Below are 26,545 nucleotides of genomic sequence, written 5' to 3' on the forward strand. Positions count from 1 at the left end.
GGTATAAAACGAATCTGAGTTACACAGCAATTATGCGTTACCTGTAAATCGAGATTGAGAAACATGAAAAAAACCACATTAGCAATGAGTGCACTGGCTCTGAGTTTAGGTTTAGCGCTGTCTCCTCTGACGGCTACGGCAGCCGAGACCGCGTCGTCGTCAGCAACCGCGCAGCAGATGCCAAGCCTGGCACCGATGCTCGAAAAAGTGATGCCATCGGTGGTGAGTATTAACGTTGAGGGCAGCACGACCGTCAACACGCCGCGTATGCCGCGTAACTTCCAGCAGTTCTTTGGTGACAACTCACCATTCTGCCAGGACGGTTCGCCATTCCAGAGCTCTCCGTTCTGTCAGGGCGGTGGCGCTGGGGATGACAGCCAGGGCGGCGGCCAGCAGCAGAAATTCATGGCGCTTGGTTCTGGGGTGATTATTGATGCGGCGAAAGGCTACGTGGTGACGAACAACCACGTTGTTGATAACGCCAGCACCATTAAAGTTCAGCTGAGCGACGGCCGTAAATTCGATGCAAAAGTCGTGGGTAAAGATCCGCGCTCCGATATCGCGCTGATCCAGATTCAGGATCCGAAAAACCTGACGGCGATTAAAATTGCCGACTCCGACGCGCTGCGCGTGGGTGACTACACTGTGGCGATCGGTAACCCGTTCGGTCTGGGTGAAACCGTCACCTCGGGTATCGTCTCCGCTCTGGGTCGCAGCGGTCTGAATGCGGAAAACTACGAAAACTTCATCCAGACGGATGCGGCGATCAACCGCGGTAACTCCGGCGGTGCGCTGGTTAACCTGAACGGTGAACTGATCGGGATCAACACCGCGATCCTGGCCCCGGACGGTGGCAACATCGGTATCGGCTTTGCTATTCCAAGTAACATGGTGAAAAACCTGACCGCGCAGATGGTGCAGTACGGCCAGGTGAAACGCGGTGAGCTCGGTATCCTCGGTACGGAACTGAACTCCGAACTGGCTAAGGCGATGAAAGTTGACGCTCAGCGTGGGGCATTCGTCAGCCAGGTGATGCCGAACTCCTCTGCGGCAAAAGCGGGTATTAAAGCGGGGGATGTGATCACCTCTCTGAACGGTAAACCGATCAGCAGCTTTGCCGCCCTGCGTGCGGAAGTGGGCTCTATGCCGATTGGCAGCAAAGTGACCCTTGGCCTGCTGCGTGACGGTAAGCCGGTTAACGTGAGCCTGGAGCTGCAGCAGAGCAGCCAGAATCAGGTGGATTCCAGCACCATCTTCAGCGGTATTGAAGGTGCCGAGATGAGCAATAAAGGTGCGGATAAAGGTGTGGTGGTGAACAACGTGAAAGCGAATTCACCGGCTGCACGTATCGGCCTGAAAAAAGGTGATGTCATCATGGGTGCTAACCAGCAGCCGGTGAAAAACATTGCTGAACTGCGCAAAATTCTCGACAGCAAGCCTTCCGTGCTGGCGCTGAATATCCAGCGTGGTGATACCTCTCTCTATCTGCTGATGCAGTAATCCTCTAAAGCCCCTGTACGCAGGGGCTTTCTCGTTTCTGTGACTCTTACCACAACTCCATATATCTTCCTCTCTCTTTGTGCATTCGCACAATGCAGCCGCCGCTGAACTTCCCTATGCTTGAGCTCTGCTCAGAGGAGGGTTACATGGCTGGCTGGCACCTTGATACCAAAATGGCGCAGGATATTGTGGCGCGCACCATGCGAATCATTGATACCAATATCAACGTAATGGATGCTCGTGGGCGCATTATTGGTAGCGGCGATCGTGAGCGTATTGGTGAATTGCACGAAGGTGCGTTGCTGGTGCTCTCCCAGGGGCGGGTCGTGGATATCGACGATGCGGTAGCGAAACACCTGCACGGCGTCCGTCAGGGCATTAATTTGCCGCTGCGCCTTGAAGGCGAGATTGTGGGGGTAATTGGCCTGACAGGCGAGCCGGAGTCCCTGCGTAAATACGGCGAGCTGGTCTGCATGACGGCAGAGATGATGCTGGAACAGTCGCGCCTGATGCACCTGCTCGCCCAGGACAGCCGCCTGCGTGAAGAGCTGGTGATGAATCTGATCCAGGCGGAAGAACATACGCCGGCACTGAGCGAATGGGCGCAGCGTCTGGGGATTGATCTGAACCAGCCGCGTGTGGTGGCGGTGATTGAGGTCGATAGCGGCCAGCTCGGGGTCGACAGTGCGATGGTTGAGCTACAGCAGCTACAAAATGCGCTGGCGACGCCGGAGCGCGATAACCTGGTGGCAATCGTATCTCTGACGGAAATGGTGGTACTCAAACCGGCGCTCAATGCATTCGGCCGCTGGGATGCGGACGATCATCGTCGTCGCGTGGAGCTGCTGATCTCCCGGATGAAGGAAAATGGTCAGCTGCGTTTTCGCGTTGCGCTGGGCAATTACTTTACCGGACCGGGCAGCATTGCCCGCTCCTGGCGTACTGCACGCACCACCATGATGGTGGGCAAGCAGCGGATGCCGGAAAGCCGCAGTTATTTTTATCAGGATCTGATGCTGCCGGTGCTGCTCGACAGCCTGCGCGGGGGCTGGCAGGCTAATGAGCTGGCACGGCCATTAGCGCGCCTGAAGGCCATGGACAACAATGGCTTACTGCGCCGGACGCTACAGGCGTGGTTTCGTCATAACGTGCAGCCGCTGGCGACCTCGAAAGCGCTGTTTATTCACCGCAATACGCTGGAATACCGGCTTAACCGGATTTCGGAGCTGACGGGGCTGGATTTGGGGAGTTTTGACGACAGACTGCTGCTGTATGTGGCGCTGCAGCTGGACGAACAGCGATGATGTAATTTTGCCCGGCATGCGGAGCGCCACCGGGCAATAAAACGGCTTATTTATTCCGCGTTAATTTCTCAAGATCCGCTTCAATCTCGCTGATCTTATTCGTCACAACGCTTTCAAGGTGACGCAAATCGTCGAGGATCTTACGCTTGAGATCGACTTCAGTGCGGTCGCGCTGGCAGATCTGATCGAGTTCATCGATCACGTAGCGCAGGTTAGGGCTGATTTCCTGAACTTCTTTGTACCCTTGTCCTACACCGTCAGCGACGACGGTTTTACGCTGGCGTGGATATTTAAACTTCACGCTCTTGGCGAAAAACTCTCCTTTGTCCTTGTGAAAATAGATTTTCAGAATATCGTTATTGGCTTCCTGACGGAGGCTGTAACGATCAATTTCATCAGGATTGGTAATGCCCAGACTTTTCAGATTATCGTACATAGCGGTACCCTTGATCTCAACATAACCTTTGAATAATTAACGAAAAAATCTATTTTCGCCACCCTCAGATATAAAAAAAGCGGGGTTGCCCCCGCTTTTTGTTATACCCGATTAATCGATGGTGCGCAGCAGTTCGTTGATGCCAACTTTGCCACGAGTTTTCGCATCGACTTTCTTCACGATAACCGCACAGTACAGGCTGTATTTGCCATCTTTTGACGGCAGGTTGCCGGAAACCACCACGGAGCCCGCCGGAACGCGACCGTAATGCACTTCACCGGTTTCACGGTCGTAGATACGGGTGCTTTGGCCGATGTAAACGCCCATGGAGATCACAGAGCCTTCTTCCACGATCACACCTTCAACCACTTCTGAGCGTGCGCCGATGAAGCAGTTGTCTTCGATGATGGTTGGGTTAGCCTGCAGTGGCTCCAGGACGCCACCGATACCGACGCCACCGGACAGGTGAACGTTCTTACCGATCTGTGCGCAGGAACCAACGGTAGCCCAGGTATCCACCATGGTACCTTCGTCAACGTAGGCACCGATGTTCACGTAGGATGGCATCAGCACGGTGTTGCGCGCGATGAAAGCACCCTGACGAACTGCTGCTGGTGGAACCACGCGGAAACCTTCTTTCTGGAAACGCGCTTCGTCATAGTCAGCGAATTTCATTGGCACTTTATCGAAGTAGCGGCTTTCTGCTCCGTCGATAACCTGGTTATCGTTGATACGGAAAGAGAGCAGCACGGCTTTCTTCAGCCATTGATGAGTGACCCACTGACCGTCGATTTTTTCTGCCACACGCAATGCGCCGGAATCCAGCAGGGAAATAACCTGGTTTACCGCTTCACGGGTCACGGTATCCACATTGGCCGGGGTGATCTCGGCGCGACGCTCAAAAGCGGACTCAATAACGTTCTGTAACTGCTGCATTGTTTACTCTTTCCATTTCACTAAAAAACACGTCACCCTTTATCGTTTGGATTGAGGGCTGCTGTCAACCGTTGTTGCACTTCAAGTTGCAGGTCATTATTAAGGGCACGCCGGTCTGCGGTGGCGATTATAAATAAATCTTCTACTCGCTCGCCAATGGTTGTAATTCTGGCCCCGTGAAGCGAAATTCCCAGATCGGCAAAAACCTGGCCGACACGGGCGAGCAGCCCTGGTTGGTCGAGCGCGATCAGCTCCAGGAACGATTTACGGTCAGTGTGGGTCGGCAGGAAATTGACCTCGGTATCGACGGTAAAGTGGCGTAATTTCGCAGGCTGACGACGCGGCTGCGGAGGTTGCCAGCTGCGCTGGGTGATGGCCTGTTCCAGACCGAAGCGTATTCCTTCGTGCCTGTCCGACGACAGCGGGCTGCCGTCCGGTTCCAGCACAATGAAGGTATCCATCGCCATGCCGTCGCGGGTGGTAAAAATCTGCGCGTCGTGAACGCTCAGATTACGCCTGTCCAGTTCGGCGCAGACGGCGGCAAACAGATAAGGTCGGTCCGGGCTCCAGATGAAAATCTCCGTGCCACCGCGCGTGGCTTGCGGGCTGAGGAGGATCATCGGCTGCGACAAATCATGTTGCAGCAGATGCCGCGCATGCCAGGCAAGCTGATTTGGGCTGTGGCGAACAAAATAGTTAGCACGACAGCGCGCCCAGATCTGATGCAGTGCTTCTTCATCAATGTTATCCATCCGCAGCAGAGCCAGTGCCTGCAACTGGTGGTGGCGCACACGCTCGCGCATGTCCGGGGTATTTTGCATCCCGCGGCGCAGCTGTTTTTCGGTGGCAAAGTACAGCTCGCGAAGCAGGCTTTGCTTCCAGCTGTTCCACAACGTCTCGTTGGTGGCACAAATATCCGCCACCGTCAGGCAGACCAGATAACGCAGACGGTTTTCCGTTTGCACCTCTTCCGCGAACTGCTTGATCACTTCAGGATCCTGAATATCACGACGCTGCGCGGTGACCGACATCAGCAGATGATGGCGTACCAGCCAGGCGACCAGCTGTGTTTCACGTGAGTTCAGACCGTGCAGTTCAGCAAATTTGAGCACGTCCTGGGCACCCAGCACCGAATGGTCACCGCCGCGACCTTTGGCAATATCGTGGAACAGGGCAGCAATCAGGATCAATTCCGGATGAGTGAGGCGCGGCCACAATTCCACGCACAGCGGATGGCGAGATCGCGTCTCTTCGCTGGCAAAGCTCTCCAGCTTGAGCATCACGCGGATCGTGTGTTCATCTACCGTGTAGGCGTGGAACAGATCGAACTGCATCTGCCCGACAATGTGTGACCACTGCGGCATATAGGCCCACAGCACGCTGTGGCGGTGCATCGGCAGCAAGCCGCGGCTGACGGCCCCCGGGTGGCGGAGCATGCTCAGGAACAGCGAACGCGCTTCCGGGATATAGCACAGCGGCTGCGTCAAATGGCGGCGCGCATGGCGCAGATGGCGCAGAGTGGTGGAGTAGATCCCGGTGATCGCGCTGTTACGCACCATGGTGTAAAACATGCGCAGGATCGCTTCCGGTTCGCGGATAAATAACGTTTCGTCGCGCAGATCGATAAGCGTGCCGCGCAGCTGGAACTCGTCGTCGATAGGGCGGGGCTTTTCATCCGCCGTCAGGGCCAGGATTGCCTCATCGAATAGCTGCAACAGCATCTGGTTCAGTTCGGTAACGCGGCGGGTGACGCGGAAGAAATCCTTCATCATGTGTTCAACCGGCTCGTTGCCTTCGCCCTGGTAATTCAGACGCTGAGCTACGCTGAGCTGACGGTCAAACAGCAAGCGGTTATCGTAGCGATTAAGCTCCAGATGCAGGGCAAAGCGAATGCGCCACAGCAGGTGCAGACACTCATTTAATTCGTTACGCTCGGCTTCGGTTAAAAAGCCAAAGCCCACCATCTCATCCAGCGAGGTCGCGCCGAAGTGGCGACGGGCCACCCACTGCAGGGTGTGGATGTCGCGCAGACCGCCGGGGCTGCTTTTGATATCAGGCTCCAGATTATAGCTGGTGCCGTGGTAGCGCTGGTGGCGCTGGTTTTGTTCCTCAACCTTCGCGGCGAAGAACTTTTCTGACGGCCAGAAACCGTCACTGAAAATATGTTTTTGTAGCTCCAGGAACAGCGCCACGTCGCCTATCAGCAGGCGGGTTTCAATCAGGTTGGTGGCGACGGTCAGGTCAGATAACCCTTCCAGCAGGCACTCTTCAAGAGTGCGTACGCTGTGGCCGACTTCCAGCTTCACATCCCAGAGCAGGGTCAGCAGTTCGCCAATTTTTTGCGCCTGTTCGTCCGGCAGTTTTTTGCGACTTAAGATCAGTAAATCAATGTCGGAAAGCGGATGCAGCTCACCGCGGCCATAGCCCCCAACGGCAACCAGTGCAACGTCGCTGATTTGCCCAAAACCGTAATCGATCCACAGGCGCTGCAGCAGCTGGTCGATAAATTCGGTGCGCGCTTCAATGAGCTGCTCGGCGGATACGCCTGCGTCGAACGCACTACCCAGCCAGCGATGGAAAACATCCATATGGGCTTTAATATGCGCGCAGGTCAGCTCGTGCGACGGCCATACGCCCGGGTTATCGGGCTGATCGGGGAGGGTGGGAAGTGCTGTGTTAGCATACTGTTCGGGTAAAAGATTACTCATCGTGCGCCACCCATAAGAAAAAGCTATAGCCATTAAAAAAGCCGGCATTTGCCGGCTTTTTTATCATTCATCGTGCGTCAGTATCGCCGGGATAGTGTCATCCTTGCGCAACGTCATAATTTCGCAGCCGTTGTCTGTTACCACAATAGTATGCTCGTACTGCGCAGACAAGCTTCTGTCTTTGGTTTTCACCGTCCAGCCATCTTTCATGGTGCGGATGCGGTAGTCACCGGCGTTGACCATCGGCTCGATGGTGAAGGTCATGCCTTTTTGCAGCACTACGCCGCCATCATCTGCATCATAGTGCAGAACCTGCGGTTCTTCGTGGAACACACGGCCAATGCCGTGACCGCAGTATTCGCGAACGACGGAGAACCCTTCCGCTTCCACGAACTTCTGAATCGCGGCACCAATGGTACGCAGGCGAATACCCGGTTTAACCATTTTCAGCGCCAGGTAGAGGCTCTCTTGCGTCACTTTACACAGACGCTCGCCCAGAATGGTTGGCTTGCCAACGATGAACATCTTAGAGGTGTCACCGTGGTAGTCATCTTTAATGACCGTCACGTCGATGTTGACGATGTCGCCATCTTTGAGCAGTTTTTCGTTGTCCGGAATACCGTGGCAAACCACTTCATTAATAGAAATGCAGACGGATTTCGGGAAACCGTGGTAGCCGAGGCACGCAGATACCGCGTGCTGCTCGTTCACAATATAGTCGTTACAGATGCGGTCCAGTTCACCGGTGCTGACGCCCGGCTTCACGAACGGCTCGATCATTTCCAGCACTTCCGCGGCCAGACGACCGGCGACGCGCATCTTTTCAATTTCTTCAGGTGTCTTAATAGAGATAGCCATGTAATCTGTCCATCGGTGTCGATTTTTTCGACAATACTAGTCTAAGTGTCGCCAATGGTATCAGTCAGGCACACCTCGTGCCAAATTGAGAATCATTAACAGCACACTCCGCCAACAACTGTTGGTTTCTGGTCGTGTTTTGTGGTATAAAGCGCGCCGGACTTCCGATCCATCTCAGATACACAAGCTGGACGGAAGCGACAAATCTCACTTTGTGTAACAACACACACGTATCGGCACATATTCCGGGGTGCCCTTCGGGGTCGGTAATATGGGATACGTGGAGGCATAACCCCAACTTTCAATATAGAGGTTTTAAACATGGCAACTGTTTCCATGCGCGACATGCTCAAGGCTGGTGTTCACTTTGGTCACCAGACCCGTTACTGGAACCCGAAAATGAAGCCTTTCATCTTCGGCGCACGTAACAAAGTTCACATCATCAACCTTGAGAAAACTGTACCAATGTTCAACGAAGCCCTGGCTGAGCTGAACAAGATCTCTTCCCGTAAAGGTAAGATTCTGTTCGTTGGTACTAAGCGCGCTGCAAGCGAAGCTGTGAAAGATGCTGCTAACAGCTGCGACCAGTTCTTCGTGAACCATCGCTGGTTGGGCGGCATGCTGACTAACTGGAAAACTGTTCGTCAGTCAATCAAACGCCTGAAAGATCTGGAAACCCAGTCTCAGGACGGTACTTTCGACAAGCTGACTAAGAAAGAAGCGCTGATGCGCACTCGTGAGCTGGACAAGCTGGAAAACAGCCTGGGCGGTATCAAAGATATGGGCGGCCTGCCAGACGCGCTGTTCGTAATCGATGCAGACCACGAGCACATCGCAATCAAAGAAGCTAACAACCTGGGTATCCCGGTATTCGCTATCGTTGATACCAACTCCGATCCGGACGGTGTTGACTTCGTTATCCCGGGTAACGACGACGCAATCCGTGCTGTTAGCCTGTACCTGAGCGCTGTAGCTGCTACCGTTCGTGAAGGCCGTTCCCAGGATCTGGCTTCTCAGGCGGAAGAAAGCTTCGTAGAAGCTGAATAATAAGGTTTCACCCCTTATTAGTACCGTGTATGAATAGGGGCCCATTATCGGCCCCTTTTTTCAATTTACACTGTTTGGCCGCAGGCCGGGCAGTTCACATCTCCCGAGGATTTAAGAATGGCTGAAATTACCGCATCCCTGGTAAAAGAGCTGCGCGAGCGTACTGGCGCAGGCATGATGGATTGCAAAAAAGCGCTGACTGAAGCGAACGGCGACATCGAGCTGGCAATCGAAAACATGCGTAAATCCGGTGCGATCAAAGCAGCTAAAAAAGCAGGCAACGTTGCTGCTGACGGCGTGATCATCACTAAAATCGACGGCACCTACGGCATCATTCTGGAAGTTAACTGCCAGACTGACTTCGTTGCTAAAGATGGTGGTTTCCAGGCATTTGCTAACAAAGTTCTGGACGCTGCAGTTGCTGGCAAAATCACTGACGTTGAAGTTCTGAAAGCACAGTTCGAAGAAGAACGTGTTGCGCTGGTTGCTAAAATCGGTGAGAACATCAACATCCGTCGTGTTGCTTCTCTGGAAGGTGACGTTCTGGGCTCTTACCAGCACGGTGCGCGTATCGGCGTTCTGGTTGCTGCTAAAGGTGCTGACGAAGAGCTGGTTAAACAGCTGGCTATGCACATCGCTGCAAGCAAACCAGAATTCGTTAAGCCAGAAGACGTGTCTGCTGAAGTGGTAGAGAAAGAGTACCAGGTTCAGCTGGACATCGCGATGCAGTCTGGTAAACCAAAAGAAATCGCAGAGAAAATGGTTGAAGGCCGCATGAAGAAATTCACCGGCGAAGTTTCTCTGACTGGCCAGCCATTCGTAATGGATCCAAGCAAGTCTGTTGCTCAGCTGCTGAAAGAGCACAACGCTGACGTAACTGGCTTCATCCGCTTCGAAGTGGGCGAAGGCATCGAGAAAGTTGAGACTGACTTCGCAGCAGAAGTTGCTGCAATGTCCAAGCAGTCTTAATGATTGAAAAGGAGCCGCCTGAGGGCGGCTTCTTTTTGTCACCCGTCACAGGAAATCAGACAGGCTCCAGTATCGCTGTGCTGATTTGCGGCATATCATGTCGCCAGAATTAACCCCCATCTTAATCGTTGACAGTCTCAGGAAAGAAACATGGCTACCAATGCAAAACCCGTGTACAAACGCATTCTGCTTAAGCTGAGTGGCGAAGCGCTGCAGGGATCGGAAGGCTTCGGTATTGACGCAAGCATCCTTGATCGCATGGCACAGGAAATCAAAGAACTGGTCGAACTGGGTATCCAGGTTGGCGTGGTCATTGGCGGTGGCAACCTTTTCCGTGGTGCTGGTCTGGCGAAAGCGGGGATGAACCGCGTTGTGGGCGACCACATGGGTATGCTGGCAACCGTCATGAATGGCCTGGCAATGCGTGATGCACTGCATCGCGCCTATGTGAATGCCCGCCTGATGTCTGCGATTCCACTGAATGGCGTATGCGATAATTACAGCTGGGCAGAAGCGATTAGCCTGCTGCGCAACAACCGCGTGGTGATCCTCTCCGCCGGTACGGGTAACCCGTTCTTTACAACCGATTCCGCTGCCTGCCTGCGCGGTATCGAGATCGAAGCCGATGTGGTACTGAAAGCGACCAAAGTAGACGGCGTGTTTACTGCCGACCCGGCAAAAGATCCTTCTGCCACCATGTACGATCAGCTGAGCTACAGCGAAGTGCTGGATAAAGAGCTGAAAGTGATGGATCTTGCCGCCTTCACGCTGGCTCGCGACCACAAACTGCCGATCCGTGTCTTCAACATGAACAAGCCAGGCGCACTGCGTCGCGTGGTCATGGGTGAAAAAGAAGGCACTTTGATCACGGAATAATTTCCGTTGACGCTAAATACAGGTAAGATTCCGCTTTATTTTGTAGTGGTATCTTACCCGGGCGCGCCTTTGGCGTTGTCATGAATTAAACGCGACTATACTTAGCACACCTGTAGCGCTGTGCTGGCGGATAGTCTGCCTGAGACAAGTTTTCAAGGATTCGTAACGTGATTAACGACATCAGAAAAGATGCTGAAGTACGCATGGAAAAATGCGTAGAAGCGTTCAAAACCCAAATCAGCAAAATCCGTACTGGCCGTGCTTCCCCAAGCCTGCTGGATGGCATCATCGTAGAATACTACGGTACGCCAACCCCTCTGCGTCAGCTGGCAAGCGTGACGGTTGAAGATACCCGTACGCTGAAAATCAACGTATTCGATCGTTCTATGGGCCCGGCCGTTGAGAAAGCGATCATGGCGTCTGACCTCGGTCTGAACCCAAGCTCTGCGGGCGCTGATATCCGCGTTCCACTTCCTCCGCTGACGGAAGAGCGTCGTAAAGACCTGATCAAAGTCGTTCGTGGCGAAGCTGAGCAGGGTCGCGTTTCCGTTCGTAACGTACGTCGCGACGCGAACGATAAAGTCAAAGCGCTGCTGAAAGAAAAAGAGATCAGTGAAGATGACGATCGTCGTTCACAGGACGATGTTCAGAAAATGACTGATGCTGCCATCAAGAAAATTGATGCGGCGCTGGCAGATAAAGAAGCGGAACTGATGCAGTTCTGATTTCTGTCGTACACTGATAAACGCCGTTCAGAGGGACTTCGGGTCTTGCTGGCGGCGTTTTGCTTTTATCTGGTCTAACTTTTTTCGGGCATCTCATGAAGCATTTAACACTCCTCGGCTCAACCGGCTCTATCGGTTGCAGTACTCTCGACGTCGTTCGCCATAATCCTGAACTTTATAGCGTGACAGCGCTGGTGGCCGGTAAGAATGTGCAGCGAATGGTCGAGCAGTGCCTGGAGTTTTCGCCCCGCTATGCGGTGATGGATGACGAAGAGAGTGCGCGTCTGCTGAAAGTGCAACTGCGTGAAAAGGGCTGTCGAACCGAGGTTCTGAGTGGACAACAGGCAGCTTGTGAGATGGCTGCGCTGGATGAGGTGGATCAGGTGATGGCGGCCATCGTCGGGGCGGCTGGGCTGTTGCCAACACTTGCCGCAATTGATGCCGGTAAGGATGTTCTGCTAGCCAATAAAGAGTCTCTGGTTACCTGTGGACGCCTGTTTATGGATGCGGTGAAGCAGCGCGGGGCGCGTCTTTTACCGGTCGATAGCGAGCACAACGCGATTTTTCAGAGTTTACCGCAACCTTTTCAACAGAACCTGGGGTACGCTGACCTTGAGCAGAATGGTGTGGTGTCTATTCTGCTTACCGGGTCTGGTGGCCCGTTCCGCGAAACGCCACTGTCTGAACTGAGCGCAATGACGCCGGATCAGGCGTGCCGTCATCCGAACTGGTCAATGGGGCGTAAAATCTCCGTTGATTCTGCCACCATGATGAATAAAGGTCTGGAATACATTGAAGCGCGCTGGCTGTTTAATGCGTCAGCGAAACAGATGGAAGTACTGATCCACCCGCAATCGGTGATTCACTCGATGGTGCGCTATCAGGATGGCAGTGTGCTGGCACAGTTGGGCGAGCCGGATATGCGTACGCCAATTGCCCATTCCATGGCGTGGCCAAATCGAGTGAAATCTGGCGTGAAGCCGCTTGATTTCTGCAAGTTAAGTTCTCTGACATTTAGCGAACCAGATTACGATCGCTATCCGTGTCTGAAGCTTGCGATGCATGCCTTTGACCAGGGGCAGGCGGCGACGACGGCACTGAATGCAGCTAATGAAATTACCGTTGAAGCATTTTTGAATCAGCAGATCCGTTTTACCGATATTGCAGCGTTGAATTTATCGGTACTGGAAATGATGGATTTGCGTGAACCACAAAGTGTGGAAGAGGTGCTGGCGGTAGATACAGCGGCTCGTGATATTGCGCGTAAACAAGTGACACGTCCCGCAAGCTGGTGATAAAGCAAGCACTAGTCGTCGTGCTATTTGTTAGCGTTGGGCTTCAGTGATATAGTCTGCGCCACCTGATCGCAGGTATTTGACTTAATGTGGTCAGGTAAGCCGTGGTTTGACACGGCTTTTTTATGTATAGGCTTCAGTATTCCTGAGTACCGTTAAATCCTTTTCAGGGACAAAAAACGCGTTATGTTGTCTGCGAATCAACCAATAAGCGAAAACTTGCCAGCTCATGGCTGTCGTCATGTAGCAATCATTATGGATGGCAACGGCCGCTGGGCGAAAAGACAAGGGAAGATACGAGCCTTTGGGCATAAAGCTGGGGCGAAATCTGTTCGCCGCGCCGTTTCTTTTGCCGCCAATAACGGCATTGATGCGTTAACGCTCTATGCTTTTAGCAGTGAAAACTGGAATCGACCTCCGCAGGAAGTGACCGCGTTGATGGAATTATTTGTGTGGGCGCTCGACAGCGAAGTAAAAAGCCTGCACCGCCACAACGTCCGCCTGCGTATCATTGGCGATACCAGTCGTTTTAACTCACGTTTGCAGGAACGGATTCGTAAAGCAGAAGCGCTGACTGAGAATAATACGGGTCTGACGCTCAATATTGCGGCGAATTACGGCGGACGCTGGGATATTATCCAGGGCGTTCGGCATCTGGCCGAACAGGTTCAGGAAGGGCTGTTGAGACCCGACCAAATTGATGAAGAGGCGCTGAACAAGCAAATCTGCATGAATGAACAGGCACCTGTGGATTTGGTAATTAGGACAGGGGGGGAACATCGCATAAGTAACTTTTTGATATGGCAAATTGCCTATGCCGAACTTTACTTTACGGATGTTCTTTGGCCCGATTTTGATGAACAAGACTTTGAAGGTGCGCTGCATGCCTTTGCCAATCGAGAGCGTCGTTTCGGCGGCACCGAGCCTGGTGGCGACAAAGCCTGATGGGGGTAGCTTTTGCTGAAGTATCGCCTGATTTCCGCTTTTGTATTAATACCCATTGTCATTGCGGCGCTGTTTTTACTGCCCCCAGTGGGATTCGCTATTGTTACGCTGGTGGTATGTATGCTCGCCGCGTGGGAATGGGGACAGTTTAGCGGCTTTACCTCACGCAGTCAGCGAGTATGGCTTGCGGTACTCTGTGGCTTTATCCTGGCCATAATGCTGTTTACGTTGCCTGAATATCATCATGATATTCATCAACCGCTGGTTGCTGGTTCCCTGTGGGTATCGCTGGCCTGGTGGGTTGCGGCTCTGCTGCTGGTGCTTTTCTACCCCGGCTCTGCGGCAATCTGGCGTAATTCAAAAGTGCTGCGGCTTATTTTTGGTTTGCTCACGATTGTTCCATTTTTCTGGGGTATGGTCGCACTACGTGCCTGGCACTATGACGAAAACCACTACAGCGGCGCGATCTGGCTGCTTTATGTGATGATTCTCGTCTGGGGGGCTGACTCCGGGGCCTATATGTTTGGTAAACTGTTTGGCAAACATAAACTGGCGCCGAAGGTTTCCCCAGGTAAAACCTGGCAAGGCTTCATCGGTGGCTTGTTTACGGCAGCGATTATCTCCTGGGGATACGGCGTCTGGGCGAATCTGGAAGTGGCACCGTCAATACTGCTGGTGTGCTCGATTTTTGCTGCGCTTGCCTCAGTGCTCGGTGATTTAACCGAGAGTATGTTTAAGCGTGAAGCAGGGATTAAGGACAGCGGACACCTGATTCCAGGGCATGGCGGTATACTGGATCGCATTGATAGCCTGACAGCGGCTGTTCCGGTATTTGCTTGCTTGCTTTTACTGGTATTTGGGACGATTTAACGGAAGGTTTTATGCTGAGCATTCTCTGGAATCTGGCGGCGTTCATTGTTGCACTGGGTGTACTGATTACCGTGCATGAATTTGGCCATTTCTGGGTTGCTCGCCGTTGTGGTGTGCGGGTAGAGCGATTTTCCATCGGTTTCGGTAAATCACTCTGGACGCGCACCGACCGTCACGGTACGGAATTTGTCATCGCCCTTATCCCGCTGGGCGGCTACGTTAAAATGCTCGACGAGCGCGTTGAGCCTGTCGCACCTGAATTACGACACAGCGCATTCAACAACAAAACGGTTGGACAACGCGCCGCCATCATCGCTGCCGGACCGGTAGCCAACTTCATCTTTGCTATTTTCGCATACTGGCTGGTGTTTATCATTGGCGTCCCCGGCGTGCGCCCTGTGGTAGGTGAAATTGCCCCCAATTCCATCGCGGCGAGTGCGCAAATTACGTCAGGGATGGAACTTAAAGCGATTGATGGCATCGAAACCCCTGATTGGGATGCCGTGCGACTGCAACTGGTAGCCAAAATTGGTGATCAGCAGACAACCATCAGCGTATCGCCGTTTGGTTCTGACACGCGTCAGGACAAAGTGCTCGATTTACGTCACTGGCGTTTCGAGCCAGACAAAGAAGATCCCGTCGCTGCACTGGGCATTCGTCCACGTGGCGCTCAGATTGAGCCGGTGTTAGCCGAAGTACAGGCAAATTCGGCGGCGAGCAAAGCAGGTTTGCAAGCGGGCGACAGGATCGTTAAAGTCGATGGTCAACCATTAACAGAGTGGATGACCTTTGTTACTCTGGTGCGCGATAATCCGGGAACGTCCCTCGCACTGGAAGTTGAGAGGAAAGGTAGTCCGCTTTCGCTGACGCTGATCCCGGATACGAAGTCGGTCGGCAAAAAAGCAGAAGGGTTTGCAGGCGTTGTGCCAAAAGTGATCCCGCTGCCAGATGAGTACAAGACAATACGCCAGTATGGGCCGTTCAGCGCCATCCTTGAAGCCACGGATAAAACATGGCAACTGATGAAGCTGACGGTCAACATGTTGGGGAAATTGATAACCGGTGATGTGAAACTGAACAACCTCAGTGGGCCAATTTCGATTGCTCAGGGGGCTGGGATGTCAGCGGAATTCGGGGTGATTTACTATCTCATGTTCCTCGCGCTGATTAGCGTGAACCTTGGGATAATCAACCTGTTCCCGCTTCCCGTTTTAGACGGGGGTCATCTGCTGTTTTTAGCGATTGAAAAGCTAAAAGGCGGACCGGTATCCGAGCGAGTTCAAGACTTTAGTTATCGCATTGGCTCGATTTTGCTGGTGCTGTTAATGGGGCTTGCACTTTTCAATGATTTCTCTCGGTTGTAAGAGAGTGTTAGGAAGAACGCATAATAACGATGGCGATGAAAAAGTTGCTCATAGCGTCGCTGCTGTTTAGCAGCGCCACCGTATACGGTGCTGACGGGTTCGTAGTGAAAGACATTCATTTCGAAGGCCTCCAGCGTGTCGCCGTTGGTGCGGCCCTCCTCAGTATGCCTGTACGCCCCGGCGATACGGTCAATGATGATGATATCAGTAACACCATCCGTGCTCTGTTTGCCACCGGCAACTTCGAGGATGTCCGCGTCCTGCGCGATGGTGATACGCTGCTGGTACAGGTAAAAGAACGTCCAACGATTGCCAGTATCACTTTCTCCGGTAACAAGTCGGTGAAAGATGACATGCTCAAGCAAAACCTTGAAGCATCGGGTGTTCGTGTGGGCGAGTCTCTGGACCGCACAACCCTTTCAGACATTGAGAAAGGTCTGGAAGACTTCTACTACAGCGTGGGTAAATACAGTGCCAGCGTGAAAGCAGTGGTAACACCTCTGCCACGTAACCGTGTTGACCTGAAGTTGGTCTTCCAGGAAGGTGTTTCTGCGAAGATCCAGCAGATCAACATTGTCGGCAACCACGCGTTTAGCACCGACGAACTGATCTCGACCTTCCAGCTGCGCGATGAAGTGCCATGGTGGAACGTGGTGGGCGATCGTAAATACCAGAAACAGAAACTGGCGGGCGACCTTGAGACCCTGCGCAGCTACTATCTGGATCGTGGTTATGCCCGTTTCAACATTGACTCAACCCAGGTCAGTCTGACGCCGGACAAGAAAGGGATCTACATTACGATTAACATCACTGAAGGCGATCAGTATAAGCTTTCTGGTGTTGAAGTAAGTGGCAACCTGGCGGGGCATTCTGCTGAGATCGAATCGCTGACCAAAATTCAGCCTGGCGATCTGTACAGTGGTTCTAAAGTGACCAAAATGGAAGACAGCATTAAGAAGCTGCTCGGCCGCTATGGTTATGCCTATCCTCGCGTACAAACACAGCCGGAAATTAACGACGCGGATAAAACCGTTAAGCTGCACGTGAATGTTGATGCGGGTAACCGTTTCTACGTGCGTAAGATCCGCTTCGTTGGTAACGACACCTCTAAAGATTCCGTACTGCGCCGCGAAATGCGTCAGATGGAAGGCGCATGGTTGGGTAGCGATCTCGTTGACCAGGGGAAAGAGCGTCTGAACCGTCTGGGTTATTTTGAAACCGTAGATACGGATACCCAGCGCGTACCAGGCAGTCCGGATCAGGTTGATGTCGTCTATAAAGTGAAAGAGCGTAACACCGGCAGCTTCAACTTCGGTGTGGGTTACGGTACTGAAAGCGGCGTGAGCTTCCAGGTCGGGGTACAGCAGGATAACTGGCTGGGTACGGGTTACTCTGTTGGTATCAATGGTACTAAAAACGACTACCAGACCTATTCTGAGTTCTCTGTCACTAACCCATACTTCACCGTAGACGGTGTGAGTCTGGGCGGTCGTATCTTCTATAACGACTTTAAAGCTGACGACGCGGACCTGTCCTCTTACACCAACAAGAGTTACGGTGTAGACGGTACGCTTGGTTTCCCGGTTAACGAATACAACACCCTGCGTGCGGGCTTAGGTTACGTGCATAACGACCTGTCCAACATGCAACCGCAGGTAGCGATGTGGCGCTACCTGGACTCTATCGGTCAGTCAACCAGTAAAAACGGTCATGACAACGGCTTTGCAGCAGATGACTTCACCTTTAACTACGGCTGGACCTATAACCGTCTTGACCGCGGTTACTTCCCGACGGAAGGTTCTCGTGTCAACCTGAACGGTAAAGTTACCGTACCGGGTTCCGATAACGAGTTCTATAAGGTCACGCTGGATACCGCGTCTTACTTCCCAATTGATGACGACCACAAGTGGGTGGTTCTGGGTCGTACCCGTTGGGGCTATGGTGATGGTCTGGGTGGCAAGGAACTGCCATTCTATGAAAACTTCTATGCCGGTGGTTCCAGCACCGTTCGTGGCTTCCAGTCCAACAACATTGGTCCGAAAGCGGTCTACTACGGCGGAAACGACAAAGATAACTGTGATAAGTCTTCGACTTCCGACGTTTGTAGCTCCAATGATGCTGTGGGCGGTAACGCCATGGCCGTTGCCAGCCTGGAGTTCATTACACCAACGCCGTTTATCAGTGATAAATATGCGAACTCAGTCCGTACGTCCTTCTTCTGGGATGCCGGTACTGTGTGGGATACCAACTGGCAGAATACTGCCCAGATGCGAGCGGAAGGTATTCCTGACTACAGCGATCCGAGCAATATTCGCATGTCTGCCGGTATCGCATTACAATGGATGTCACCGCTGGGGCCGTTGGTCTTCTCTTACGCCCAGCCGTTTAAGAAATATGATGGAGATAAGTCGGAGCAATTCCAGTTTAACATTGGTAAAACCTGGTAATAATCCGCTGCAAAGGAATGCGTTGGCAGTGTAGCGCTGACAACTGGCGATCGGTAACACGATCGCCTTGCCACGCAAAGAACGGTACCTTCTGGTGCCAATGGGATGGTAAGGAGTTAATTGTGAAAAAGTGGTTATTAGCTGCAGGTCTCGGTTTAGCGATGGCAACTTCTGCTCAGGCAGCAGACAAAATTGCAATCGTCAACATGGGTAATTTGTTCCAGCAGGTTGCACAGAAAACTGGCGTTTCTGCGACTCTGGAAAACGAATTCAAAGGCCGTGCAAGCGAACTGCAGGGTATGGAAAACGATCTTCAGTCCAAAATGCAGCGTCTGCAGCGTGATGGTTCTACCATGAAAGCAAGCGATCGCAGCAAGCTGGAAAAAGACGTAATGGCTCAGCGCCAGGCGTTCTCTCAGAAAGCGCAGGCTTTCGAGCAGGATCGTCAGCGTCGTTCTAACGAAGAACGTGGCAAGCTGGTGACTCGCATTCAGACTGCTGTTAAAGCAGTGGCTGCCGATCAGAGCATCGATCTGGTTGTTGATGCGAACGCCGTCGCTTTCAACAGCAAAGATGTTAAAGACATCACCGCTGATGTTCTGAAACAGGTTAAATAAGTAATGCCTTCAATTCGACTGGCTGATTTAGCTCAGCAGTTGGATGCAGAATTACACGGTGATGGCGATATCGTCATCACCGCTGTTGCGTCCATGCAATCTGCTAAAGCTGGCACGATTACCTTCATGGTAAGCCCTAAGTACCGTGAACAACTGGCTCAATGCCAGGCGTCAGCTGTTGTTCTGACGCAGGACGATCTTCCGTTTGCCACTAGCGCTGCACTGGTAGTGAAAAATCCCTACCTGACGTATGCACGCATGGCTCAAATTCTTGATACCACGCCGCAGCCGGCCCAGAACATTGCTGCCAGTGCAGCGATTGATCCGACGGCTCAGTTGGGTCACAACGTAGCGGTTGGTGCGAATGCCGTTATAGAGTCTGGCGTAGTGTTGGGCGATAACGTCGTTATCGGACCGGGTTGCTTCGTTGGGAAAAATACGAAAATCGGCGCCGGGACCCGTTTATGGGCCAATGTGTCCATTTACCATGAAGTTGAAATTGGCGAAAATTGCCTCGTCCAGTCCAGTACAGTGATTGGTTCGGATGGCTTTGGTTACGCTAACGATCGTGGTAATTGGGTTAAAATCCCACAGCTTGGTCGCGTGATCATTGGCGATCGTGTGGAGATTGGGGCCTGTACCACTATTGACCGTGGCGCGCTTGACGACACGATCATTGGCAATGGTGTTATCATTGATAACCAGTGCCAGATTGCGCATAACGTTGTGATTGGCGACAATACCGCGGTAGCGGGGGGCGTCATCATGGCTGGCAGCCTGAAAATTGGCCGTTACTGCATGATTGGCGGCGCGAGCGTGATTAATGGCCATATGGAAATATGCGACAAAGTCACAGTGACGGGAATGGGCATGGTAATGCGCCCTATCACTGAACCTGGCGTCTATTCCTCCGGCATCCCGCTGCAACCCAACAAGGTATGGCGTAAAACAGCAGCTCTGGTGATGAACATTGATGATATGAGCAAGCGTCTCAAGTCTCTTGAGCGCAAGATCGATCAACAAGACTAAACGTCATCCGTTTAACGCTATTTTTCCCGGCCTGTCGGCTTTCTAATAAACCGGCAGGCCGTGTTATTATTGTTATCAGTACATTTTGACAGGAAGAGTATTTTGACTACTGACACTCATACTCTGCATATTGAAGAGATTTTAGAACTTCTGCCGCACCGCTACCCGTTTCTGCTGGTAGACCGTGTGCTGGATTTTGAAGAAGGTCGTTTTCTGCGCGCAGTGAAAAATGTTTCCGTGAACGAGCCGTTCTTCCAGGGGCACTTCCCTGGTAAGCCTATCTTCCCGGGTGTGTTGATTCTGGAAGCGATGGCTCAGGCTACCGGTATTCTGGCGTTTAAAAGCGTTGGCAAACTGGAGCCAGGTGAGCTGTATTACTTCGCGGGTATTGATGAAGCGCGCTTTAAGCGCCCTGTCGTGCCTGGTGATCAGATGATCATGGAAGTCACTTTTGAAAAAACGCGTCGTGGCCTGACTCGCTTCAAAGGCGTAGCGCTGGTTGACGGCAAAGTTGTTTGCGAAGCGACGATGATGTGTGCTCGTAGCCGGGAGTCCTGATACGTGATTGATAAATCCGCCTTTATTCATCCTACCGCGATTGTGGAAACCGGTGCCATCATTGGCGCTAACGTCCACATTGGCCCGTTTTGTATTGTTGGACCCCATGTCGAAATTGGTGAGGGTACAGTACTGAAATCTCACGTTGTCGTGAATGGTCACACGACCATTGGCTGCAATAACGAGATCTATCAGTTCGCCTCCATCGGCGAAGTTAACCAGGATCTTAAATATGCTGGTGAGTCGACCCGTCTGGAAATTGGCGATCGTAACCGTATTCGCGAAAGCGTCACCATTCATCGTGGAACAGTACAGGGTGGTGGGTTGACGAAGGTGGGCAGCGATAACCTGTTTATGGTTAATGCGCATATCGCGCACGACTGTACCGTGGGTGACCGCTGTATTCTTGCCAACAACGCAACGCTGGCAGGACACGTATCGGTTGATGACTTCGCAATTATTGGCGGCATGACCGCAGTCCATCAGTTCTGCATTATTGGTGCACACGTGATGGTCGGCGGATGCTCCGGTGTGGCGCAGGACGTCCCACCGTATGTGATTGCGCAGGGCAACCATGCCACGCCGTTTGGCGTGAACATCGAAGGCCTCAAGCGTCGTGGCTTTAGCCGCGAAGCGATTACTGCCATCCGCAACGCGTACAAACTGCTGTACCGTAGCGGCAAAACGCTGGAAGAGGCGAAGCCGGAAATTGCCGAGCTGGCGAATAAGTACCCGGAAGTGAACGCGTTCATGGAGTTCTTTGACCGTTCAACAAGGGGCCTGATTCGTTAATGGTCGACAGTCGTCCGCTTAGGATAGCCCTGGTCGCCGGAGAAACCTCCGGCGATATTCTTGGTGCAGGTCTTATCCGTGCGCTTAAGGCGCGTGTACCCAATGCACGATTTGTTGGCGTTGCTGGCCCGCTGATGCAGGCCGAAGGCTGTGAAGCCTGGTATGAAATGGAAGAGCTGGCTGTGATGGGCATCGTTGAGGTGCTGGGGCGGCTACGCCGTTTACTGCATATTCGTGCCGATCTTACTCGCCGCTTTACCGAACTGAAACCCGATGTGTTTGTCGGTATCGATGCACCTGATTTCAACATTACCCTCGAAGGGAATCTGAAAAAGCAGGGCATAAAAACCATTCATTACGTCAGTCCGTCCGTCTGGGCGTGGCGACAGAAACGCGTTTTCAAAATCGGAAGGTCCACCAACCTGGTGCTGGCTTTCCTGCCTTTCGAAAAAGCGTTTTACGACAGATTTAATGTTCCGTGTCGTTTTATCGGTCATACCATGGCGGATGCGATGCCATTGGATCCGGATAAAAACGCGGCGCGCGACGTGCTCGGCATCCCGCATGATGCGCACTGTCTGGCATTGCTGCCAGGCAGCCGTGGCGCAGAAGTTGAGATGTTGAGCGCCGATTTCCTCAAAACGGCGCAAATTCTTCGCCAGACCTATCCCGATCTGGAAGTCGTTGTTCCGCTGGTGAATGCCAAACGCCGCGAGCAGTTTGAGCGCATCAAAGCGGAAGTCGCCCCGGATCTTCACGTTCGTCTTCTGGACGGGAAAGGGCGGGAAGCGATGTATGCGAGCGATGCCGCGCTGCTGGCCTCCGGCACGGCGGCGCTGGAATGTATGCTGGCGAAATGCCCGATGGTGGTCGGCTATCGCATGAAGCCGTTCACCTTCTGGCTGGCAAAACGTCTGGTGAAAACGGATTATGTCTCCCTGCCAAACCTGCTTGCCGGGCGCGAGCTGGTGAAAGAGCTGTTGCAGGATGAGTGCCAACCGCAGGCGCTTGCCGATGCTCTGCTGCCGCTGCTTGCCGACGGCAAGACCAGCCACCAGATGCATGATACGTTCCGTGAACTGCATCAGCAGATCCGCTGTAATGCCGATGAGCAAGCGGCTGATGCGGTGCTGGAGTTAGCAAAATGATGGAATTTGTTTATCCTCACACCCATCTTGTGGCAGGTGTGGATGAAGTGGGGCGTGGTCCGTTAGTCGGGGCAGTAGTTACCGCAGCGGTGATCCTCGATCCGACCCACCCGATTATTGGACTGAACGACTCTAAAAAATTGTCCGAAAAGCGTCGACTGGCGCTGTTTAGTGAGATTCAGGAGAAGGCGCTGGCCTGGAGCCTGGGGCGCGCTGAACCGCATGAAATCGACGAGCTGAATATTTTGCATGCCACGATGCTGGCGATGCAGCGTGCGGTGGCGGGTCTGAAAATACCCCCGGAATACGTCCTGATTGACGGTAACCGCTGTCCGTCATTGCCTATGCCTTCGATGGCCGTGGTCAAAGGCGATAGTCGCGTTGCTGAAATCAGTGCCGCTTCTATTATTGCCAAAGTGACACGCGATGCCGAAATGACCGCGCTGGATCTCACTTACCCTCAGTATGGTTTCGCCCAGCACAAGGGGTATCCAACAGCTTTCCATCTGGAAAAGCTGGCTGAACATGGCGCAACCGAACATCACCGGCGCAGCTTTGGCCCGGTGAAACGCGCGCTGGGACTGGTGTCCTGAATCAATACGCAAGCAATTAAGTAACGCGGAATCTGAAGATGGCTGAACCACGTTTCGTACACCTGCGGGTGCATAGCGACTACTCCATGATCGATGGGCTGGCGAAGACCGGACCGCTGGTTAAAAAGGCGGCCTCTCTTGGCATGCCTGCACTGGCGATCACCGATTTTACCAACCTGTGTGGCCTGGTGAAGTTCTACGGAACGGCGCATGGCGCGGGGATGAAGCCTATCGTCGGTGCAGATTTTCATGTGCAGAGCGATCTCATCGGCGATGAAATGACGCAAATCTCCGTGTTAGCGATGAACAACACGGGATATCAAAACCTCACACTGCTTATCTCAAAAGCCTATCAACGCGGCTATGGCGCGCTGGGGCCGTGGATCGACCGCGACTGGCTGGCTGAGCTAAATGAAGGGCTGCTGCTCATCTCTGGCGGCCGTATGGGGGATGTCGGTAAATGCCTGCTGCGTGGCAACAGCGCATTGGTGGAACAGTGCGTCTCGTTTTATGAAGAGTACTTCCCGGATCGCTATTATCTGGAGTTGATTCGTACTGGCCGCCCTGACGAAGAGAATTATCTGCACGCTGCTGTCGCGTTGGCTGAAGAGCGCGGCTTGCCCGTGGTGGCAACGAATGACGTGCGTTTCCTGGAGTCTGGTGATTTTGACGCGCACGAAATACGCGTCGCTATCCACGATGGCTTCACCCTCGACGATCCAAAGCGTCCGCGTAATTACTCCTCGCAGCAATATATGCGCAGCGAAGAGGAAATGTGCGAACTCTTCTCCGATATTCCGGAAGCGCTGGAAAACAGCGTCGAGATAGCAAAACGCTGCAACGTTACCGTGCGCCTCGGAGAATACTTCCTTCCGCAGTTCCCGACGGGAGATATGACCACGGAAGATTTCCTGGTCGTGAAATCCAAAGAGGGTCTGGAAGAGCGTCTGGAATTCCTGTTCCCGGATGAAGAAGAACGCAAAAAACGTCGTCCTGAATATGACGAACGCCTGGATATAGAACTCCAGGTGATCAACCAGATGGGCTTCCCGGGCTACTTCCTGATCGTTATGGAGTTTATCCAGTGGTCGAAGGATAACGGCGTGCCGGTAGGTCCGGGACGTGGTTCCGGTGCGGGTTCACTGGTTGCTTACGCGCTCAAAATTACCGACCTCGATCCGCTGGAATTCGACCTGCTGTTCGAACGTTTCCTTAACCCGGAACGTGTCTCCATGCCCGACTTCGACGTCGATTTCTGCATGGAGAAACGCGACCAGGTTATCGAGCACGTGGCGGATATGTACGGTCGTGATGCGGTATCGCAGATTATTACTTTCGGTACGATGGCGGCAAAAGCGGTTATCCGCGACGTAGGCCGCGTGCTGGGACATCCGTACGGCTTTGTTGATCGTATCTCGAAACTGGTCCCGCCCGATCCGGGCATGACGCTGGCTAAAGCGTTCGAAGCCGAGCCACAGCTGCCGGAAATTTACGAAGCTGACGAAGAAGTCAAAGCGCTGATCGACATGGCGCGTAAGCTGGAAGGGGTCACGCGTAACGCCGGGAAACATGCGGGTGGGGTGGTTATCGCTCCAACCAAAATTACCGATTTTGCGCCGCTTTACTGTGATGAAGCAGGTCAGCATCCGGTTACCCAGTTTGACAAGAACGACGTGGAATACGCCGGGCTGGTGAAGTTCGACTTCCTCGGTCTGCGTACTCTGACCATCATCAACTGGGCTCTGGAGATGATCAACGCCCGCCGTGAGAAGAACGGCGAGCCGCCGCTGGATATTGCCGCTATCCCGCTGGATGACAAGAAAAGTTTCGACATGCTGCAGCGCTCGGAGACCACTGCGGTCTTCCAGCTTGAATCCCGCGGCATGAAAGACCTGATTAAACGTCTGCAACCTGACTGTTTCGAAGATATGATCGCACTGGTGGCGCTGTTCCGTCCGGGGCCCCTCCAGTCAGGGATGGTAGATAACTTTATCGACCGTAAGCACGGGCGCGAAGAGATTTCCTACCCGGACGTTCAGTGGCAGCATGAAAGCCTGAAACCAGTTCTGGAGCCGACCTACGGCATCATTCTGTACCAGGAACAGGTTATGCAGATTGCCCAGGTGCTCTCTGGTTATACCCTTGGCGGTGCGGACATGCTGCGTCGTGCGATGGGTAAGAAAAAGCCGGAAGAGATGGCCAAGCAGCGTGGCACCTTCGAAGAAGGGGCGAAAAAGAACGGCGTTGACGGCGAACTGGCAATGAAAATTTTCGACCTGGTGGAGAAATTCGCCGGGTACGGATTTAACAAATCTCACTCTGCCGCCTATGCTTTGGTTTCGTACCAGACGCTGTGGCTGAAAGCGCACTATCCGGCTGAGTTTATGGCGGCGGTTATGACCGCCGATATGGACAACACCGAGAAGGTGGTTGGTCTGGTGGATGAGTGCTGGCGCATGGGGCTGAAGATCCTGCCGCCGGATATCAACTCAGGTCTTTACCATTTCCACGTCAACGAGCACGGGGAAATTGTCTACGGGATCGGTGCGATCAAAGGCGTAGGTGAGGGGCCGATCGAAGCGATCATCGAAGCCCGTAACAACGGTGGTTATTTCCGTGAGCTGTTCGATCTTTGCGCCCGTACGGATACCAAAAAACTGAACCGCCGCGTGCTGGAAAAATTGATCATGTCCGGCGCATTCGACAGGCTCGGGCCGCACCGCGCCGCGCTGATGAACTCGCTCGGCGATGCGCTGAAAGCAGCCGATCAACATGCGAAAGCGGAAGCCATTGGCCAGGCGGATATGTTCGGTGTGCTGGCAGAAGAGCCAGAGCAGATCGAGCAGTCATACGCCAGCTGCCTGCCGTGGCCAGAACAGGTGGTACTGGATGGTGAGCGTGAAACGTTAGGTTTGTACCTGACGGGGCACCCGATCAACCAGTACATCAAAGAAATTGAGCGCTATGTCGGAGGCTACAGGCTGAAAGACATGCATCCGACAGAACGTGGTAAAATCACCACGGCTGCGGGGCTCGTGATTGCTGCAAGGGTAATGGTCACCAAGCGCGGCAATCGTATCGGCATCTGTACGCTGGATGACCGTTCCGGGCGTCTGGAGGTGATGTTGTTCACCGACGCGCTGGATAAATACCAGCAATTGCTGGAAAAAGACCGCATACTTATCGTCAGCGGACAGGTCAGCTTTGATGACTTCAGCGGGGGGCTTAAAATGACCGCCCGCGAAGTGATGGACATTGACGAAGCCCGGGAAAAATATGCTCGCGGGCTTGCTATCTCGCTGACGGACAGGCAAATTGATGACCAGCTTTTAAACCGACTCCGTCAGTCTCTGGAACCCCACCGCTCGGGGACAATTCCAGTACATCTCTACTATCAGAGGGCGGATGCACGTGCGCGGTTGCGCTTTGGTGCAACGTGGCGTGTCTCTCCGAGCGATCGTTTACTTAACGATCTCCGTGGCCTCATTGGTTCGGAGCAGGTGGAACTGGAGTTTGACTAATACAGGA

The 26,545-nt window shown here is 53.2% G+C and carries 22 protein-coding genes; 18 read left to right on the forward strand and 4 right to left on the reverse strand.

From position 1 onward, the window contains the following. Positions 1 to 63: 63 nt before the first annotated feature. Both degP and ACLHV9_RS04135 read left to right on the forward strand, forming a co-directional pair. Positions 64 to 1,500, forward strand: a complete 1,437-nt coding sequence (gene degP / locus ACLHV9_RS04130; RefSeq protein WP_032666893.1) for a serine endoprotease DegP — start codon at positions 64 to 66, stop codon at positions 1,498 to 1,500. Positions 1,501 to 1,646: 146 nt separating this feature from the next. Continuing rightward, positions 1,647 to 2,804: a CdaR family transcriptional regulator gene (locus ACLHV9_RS04135; RefSeq protein WP_028018303.1), complete on the forward strand. Its 1,158-nt coding sequence runs from the start codon at positions 1,647 to 1,649 to the stop codon at positions 2,802 to 2,804. A gap of 46 nt (positions 2,805 to 2,850) precedes the next feature. Here ACLHV9_RS04135 and ACLHV9_RS04140 read toward each other — a convergent pair whose 3' ends face one another. The 4 genes from ACLHV9_RS04140 to map all read right to left on the reverse strand — a co-directional run bounded on the left by ACLHV9_RS04140 (position 2,851) and on the right by map (position 7,742). Further along, positions 2,851 to 3,240, reverse strand: a complete 390-nt coding sequence (locus ACLHV9_RS04140; protein ID WP_008501916.1) for a DUF3461 family protein — start codon at positions 3,238 to 3,240, stop codon at positions 2,851 to 2,853. Between the two features lie 111 nt (positions 3,241 to 3,351). Continuing rightward, a complete protein-coding gene (gene dapD, locus ACLHV9_RS04145; RefSeq protein ID WP_008501915.1) occupies positions 3,352 to 4,176 on the reverse strand; it encodes a 2,3,4,5-tetrahydropyridine-2,6-dicarboxylate N-succinyltransferase in 825 nt (274 codons plus the stop codon). Positions 4,177 to 4,208: 32 nt separating this feature from the next. Continuing rightward, positions 4,209 to 6,884: a bifunctional uridylyltransferase/uridylyl-removing protein GlnD gene (gene glnD, locus ACLHV9_RS04150; RefSeq protein WP_032666892.1), complete on the reverse strand. Its 2,676-nt coding sequence runs from the start codon at positions 6,882 to 6,884 to the stop codon at positions 4,209 to 4,211. Positions 6,885 to 6,947: 63 nt separating this feature from the next. Continuing rightward, on the reverse strand, positions 6,948 to 7,742 hold the full coding sequence (gene map / locus ACLHV9_RS04155) for a type I methionyl aminopeptidase (protein ID WP_028018301.1): 795 nt from the start codon (positions 7,740 to 7,742) through the stop codon (positions 6,948 to 6,950). A gap of 321 nt (positions 7,743 to 8,063) precedes the next feature. On the opposite strand from map, the gene rpsB reads away from it, so the two are divergent. From rpsB to dnaE, 16 genes are all read left to right on the forward strand, one after another. Then, the gene (gene rpsB, locus ACLHV9_RS04160; RefSeq protein ID WP_003856207.1) at positions 8,064 to 8,789 is read left to right on the forward strand and encodes a 30S ribosomal protein S2; all 726 of its coding nucleotides are present in this window, start codon (positions 8,064 to 8,066) and stop codon (positions 8,787 to 8,789) included. 117 nt (positions 8,790 to 8,906) lie between these two features. Further along, positions 8,907 to 9,758 (forward strand): translation elongation factor Ts, encoded by an 852-nt coding sequence (gene tsf / locus ACLHV9_RS04165; protein ID WP_014830708.1) that lies wholly within the window; start codon positions 8,907 to 8,909, stop codon positions 9,756 to 9,758. A 150-nt stretch (positions 9,759 to 9,908) separates the two neighbouring features. Continuing rightward, positions 9,909 to 10,634 carry a UMP kinase gene (gene pyrH, locus ACLHV9_RS04170; protein WP_008501910.1) on the forward strand — a complete coding sequence of 242 codons (726 nt, stop codon included), beginning with the start codon at positions 9,909 to 9,911 and terminating at the stop codon, positions 10,632 to 10,634. A gap of 167 nt (positions 10,635 to 10,801) precedes the next feature. After that, a complete protein-coding gene (gene frr / locus ACLHV9_RS04175; RefSeq protein WP_028018300.1) occupies positions 10,802 to 11,359 on the forward strand; it encodes a ribosome recycling factor in 558 nt (185 codons plus the stop codon). Positions 11,360 to 11,454: 95 nt separating this feature from the next. After that, positions 11,455 to 12,654: a 1-deoxy-D-xylulose-5-phosphate reductoisomerase gene (gene ispC, locus ACLHV9_RS04180; protein WP_028018299.1), complete on the forward strand. Its 1,200-nt coding sequence runs from the start codon at positions 11,455 to 11,457 to the stop codon at positions 12,652 to 12,654. A 186-nt stretch (positions 12,655 to 12,840) separates the two neighbouring features. Further along, on the forward strand, positions 12,841 to 13,599 hold the full coding sequence (ispU, locus tag ACLHV9_RS04185) for a (2E,6E)-farnesyl-diphosphate-specific ditrans,polycis-undecaprenyl-diphosphate synthase (RefSeq protein WP_028018298.1): 759 nt from the start codon (positions 12,841 to 12,843) through the stop codon (positions 13,597 to 13,599). Between the two features lie 12 nt (positions 13,600 to 13,611). Continuing rightward, entirely contained in the window at positions 13,612 to 14,469 is an 858-nt protein-coding gene (gene cdsA, locus ACLHV9_RS04190; protein WP_028018297.1) for a phosphatidate cytidylyltransferase, read from the forward strand. An 11-nt stretch (positions 14,470 to 14,480) separates the two neighbouring features. Continuing rightward, a complete protein-coding gene (rseP, locus tag ACLHV9_RS04195) occupies positions 14,481 to 15,833 on the forward strand; it encodes a sigma E protease regulator RseP (RefSeq protein ID WP_028018296.1) in 1,353 nt (450 codons plus the stop codon). A gap of 29 nt (positions 15,834 to 15,862) precedes the next feature. Beyond that, positions 15,863 to 18,280 carry an outer membrane protein assembly factor BamA gene (bamA, locus tag ACLHV9_RS04200; RefSeq protein ID WP_028018295.1) on the forward strand — a complete coding sequence of 806 codons (2,418 nt, stop codon included), beginning with the start codon at positions 15,863 to 15,865 and terminating at the stop codon, positions 18,278 to 18,280. A 122-nt stretch (positions 18,281 to 18,402) separates the two neighbouring features. Then, a complete protein-coding gene (skp, locus tag ACLHV9_RS04205; RefSeq protein WP_008501902.1) occupies positions 18,403 to 18,897 on the forward strand; it encodes a molecular chaperone Skp in 495 nt (164 codons plus the stop codon). Between the two features lie 3 nt (positions 18,898 to 18,900). Then, complete coding sequence (gene lpxD / locus ACLHV9_RS04210; RefSeq protein WP_108089600.1) at positions 18,901 to 19,926, forward strand: UDP-3-O-(3-hydroxymyristoyl)glucosamine N-acyltransferase; 1,026 nt, start codon at positions 18,901 to 18,903, stop codon at positions 19,924 to 19,926. A 102-nt stretch (positions 19,927 to 20,028) separates the two neighbouring features. Next, positions 20,029 to 20,484: a 3-hydroxyacyl-ACP dehydratase FabZ gene (gene fabZ, locus ACLHV9_RS04215; RefSeq protein ID WP_010426706.1), complete on the forward strand. Its 456-nt coding sequence runs from the start codon at positions 20,029 to 20,031 to the stop codon at positions 20,482 to 20,484. A 3-nt stretch (positions 20,485 to 20,487) separates the two neighbouring features. Continuing rightward, on the forward strand, positions 20,488 to 21,276 hold the full coding sequence (lpxA, locus tag ACLHV9_RS04220) for an acyl-ACP--UDP-N-acetylglucosamine O-acyltransferase (protein ID WP_049005315.1): 789 nt from the start codon (positions 20,488 to 20,490) through the stop codon (positions 21,274 to 21,276). Beyond that, positions 21,276 to 22,424, forward strand: a complete 1,149-nt coding sequence (lpxB, locus tag ACLHV9_RS04225; protein WP_108089601.1) for a lipid-A-disaccharide synthase — start codon at positions 21,276 to 21,278, stop codon at positions 22,422 to 22,424. The genes lpxA and lpxB overlap by 1 nt, the downstream gene beginning before the upstream one ends. Then, positions 22,421 to 23,017: a ribonuclease HII gene (rnhB, locus tag ACLHV9_RS04230; protein WP_108089602.1), complete on the forward strand. Its 597-nt coding sequence runs from the start codon at positions 22,421 to 22,423 to the stop codon at positions 23,015 to 23,017. Before lpxB ends, rnhB begins: the two co-directional genes overlap by 4 nt. 38 nt (positions 23,018 to 23,055) lie before the next feature. Continuing rightward, complete coding sequence (dnaE, locus tag ACLHV9_RS04235) at positions 23,056 to 26,538, forward strand: DNA polymerase III subunit alpha (protein WP_028018290.1); 3,483 nt, start codon at positions 23,056 to 23,058, stop codon at positions 26,536 to 26,538. Positions 26,539 to 26,545 lie beyond the last annotated feature (7 nt).

Origin of the sequence: Enterobacter sp. CPE_E890 (genome assembly GCF_046521475.1) — a bacterium.
Classification (GTDB): domain Bacteria; phylum Pseudomonadota; class Gammaproteobacteria; order Enterobacterales; family Enterobacteriaceae; genus Enterobacter; species Enterobacter adelaidei.

What these genes read in the sequence shown, in the direction of transcription:
- degP (WP_032666893.1), top strand. Translation starts at nt 64, where the DNA reads ATGAAAAAAACCACATTAGCAATGAGTGCACTGGCTCTGAGTTTAGGT.
- ACLHV9_RS04135 (WP_028018303.1), top strand. Translation starts at nt 1,647, where the DNA reads ATGGCTGGCTGGCACCTTGATACCAAAATGGCGCAGGATATTGTGGCG.
- ACLHV9_RS04140 (WP_008501916.1), bottom strand. Translation starts at nt 3,240, where the DNA reads ATGTACGATAATCTGAAAAGTCTGGGCATTACCAATCCTGATGAAATT.
- dapD (WP_008501915.1), bottom strand. Translation starts at nt 4,176, where the DNA reads ATGCAGCAGTTACAGAACGTTATTGAGTCCGCTTTTGAGCGTCGCGCC.
- glnD (WP_032666892.1), bottom strand. Translation starts at nt 6,884, where the DNA reads ATGAGTAATCTTTTACCCGAACAGTATGCTAACACAGCACTTCCCACC.
- map (WP_028018301.1), bottom strand. Translation starts at nt 7,742, where the DNA reads ATGGCTATCTCTATTAAGACACCTGAAGAAATTGAAAAGATGCGCGTC.
- rpsB (WP_003856207.1), top strand. Translation starts at nt 8,064, where the DNA reads ATGGCAACTGTTTCCATGCGCGACATGCTCAAGGCTGGTGTTCACTTT.
- tsf (WP_014830708.1), top strand. Translation starts at nt 8,907, where the DNA reads ATGGCTGAAATTACCGCATCCCTGGTAAAAGAGCTGCGCGAGCGTACT.
- pyrH (WP_008501910.1), top strand. Translation starts at nt 9,909, where the DNA reads ATGGCTACCAATGCAAAACCCGTGTACAAACGCATTCTGCTTAAGCTG.
- ispC (WP_028018299.1), top strand. Translation starts at nt 11,455, where the DNA reads ATGAAGCATTTAACACTCCTCGGCTCAACCGGCTCTATCGGTTGCAGT.
- ispU (WP_028018298.1), top strand. Translation starts at nt 12,841, where the DNA reads ATGTTGTCTGCGAATCAACCAATAAGCGAAAACTTGCCAGCTCATGGC.
- rseP (WP_028018296.1), top strand. Translation starts at nt 14,481, where the DNA reads ATGCTGAGCATTCTCTGGAATCTGGCGGCGTTCATTGTTGCACTGGGT.
- bamA (WP_028018295.1), top strand. Translation starts at nt 15,863, where the DNA reads ATGGCGATGAAAAAGTTGCTCATAGCGTCGCTGCTGTTTAGCAGCGCC.
- lpxD (WP_108089600.1), top strand. Translation starts at nt 18,901, where the DNA reads ATGCCTTCAATTCGACTGGCTGATTTAGCTCAGCAGTTGGATGCAGAA.
- lpxB (WP_108089601.1), top strand. Translation starts at nt 21,276, where the DNA reads ATGGTCGACAGTCGTCCGCTTAGGATAGCCCTGGTCGCCGGAGAAACC.
- rnhB (WP_108089602.1), top strand. Translation starts at nt 22,421, where the DNA reads ATGATGGAATTTGTTTATCCTCACACCCATCTTGTGGCAGGTGTGGAT.
- dnaE (WP_028018290.1), top strand. Translation starts at nt 23,056, where the DNA reads ATGGCTGAACCACGTTTCGTACACCTGCGGGTGCATAGCGACTACTCC.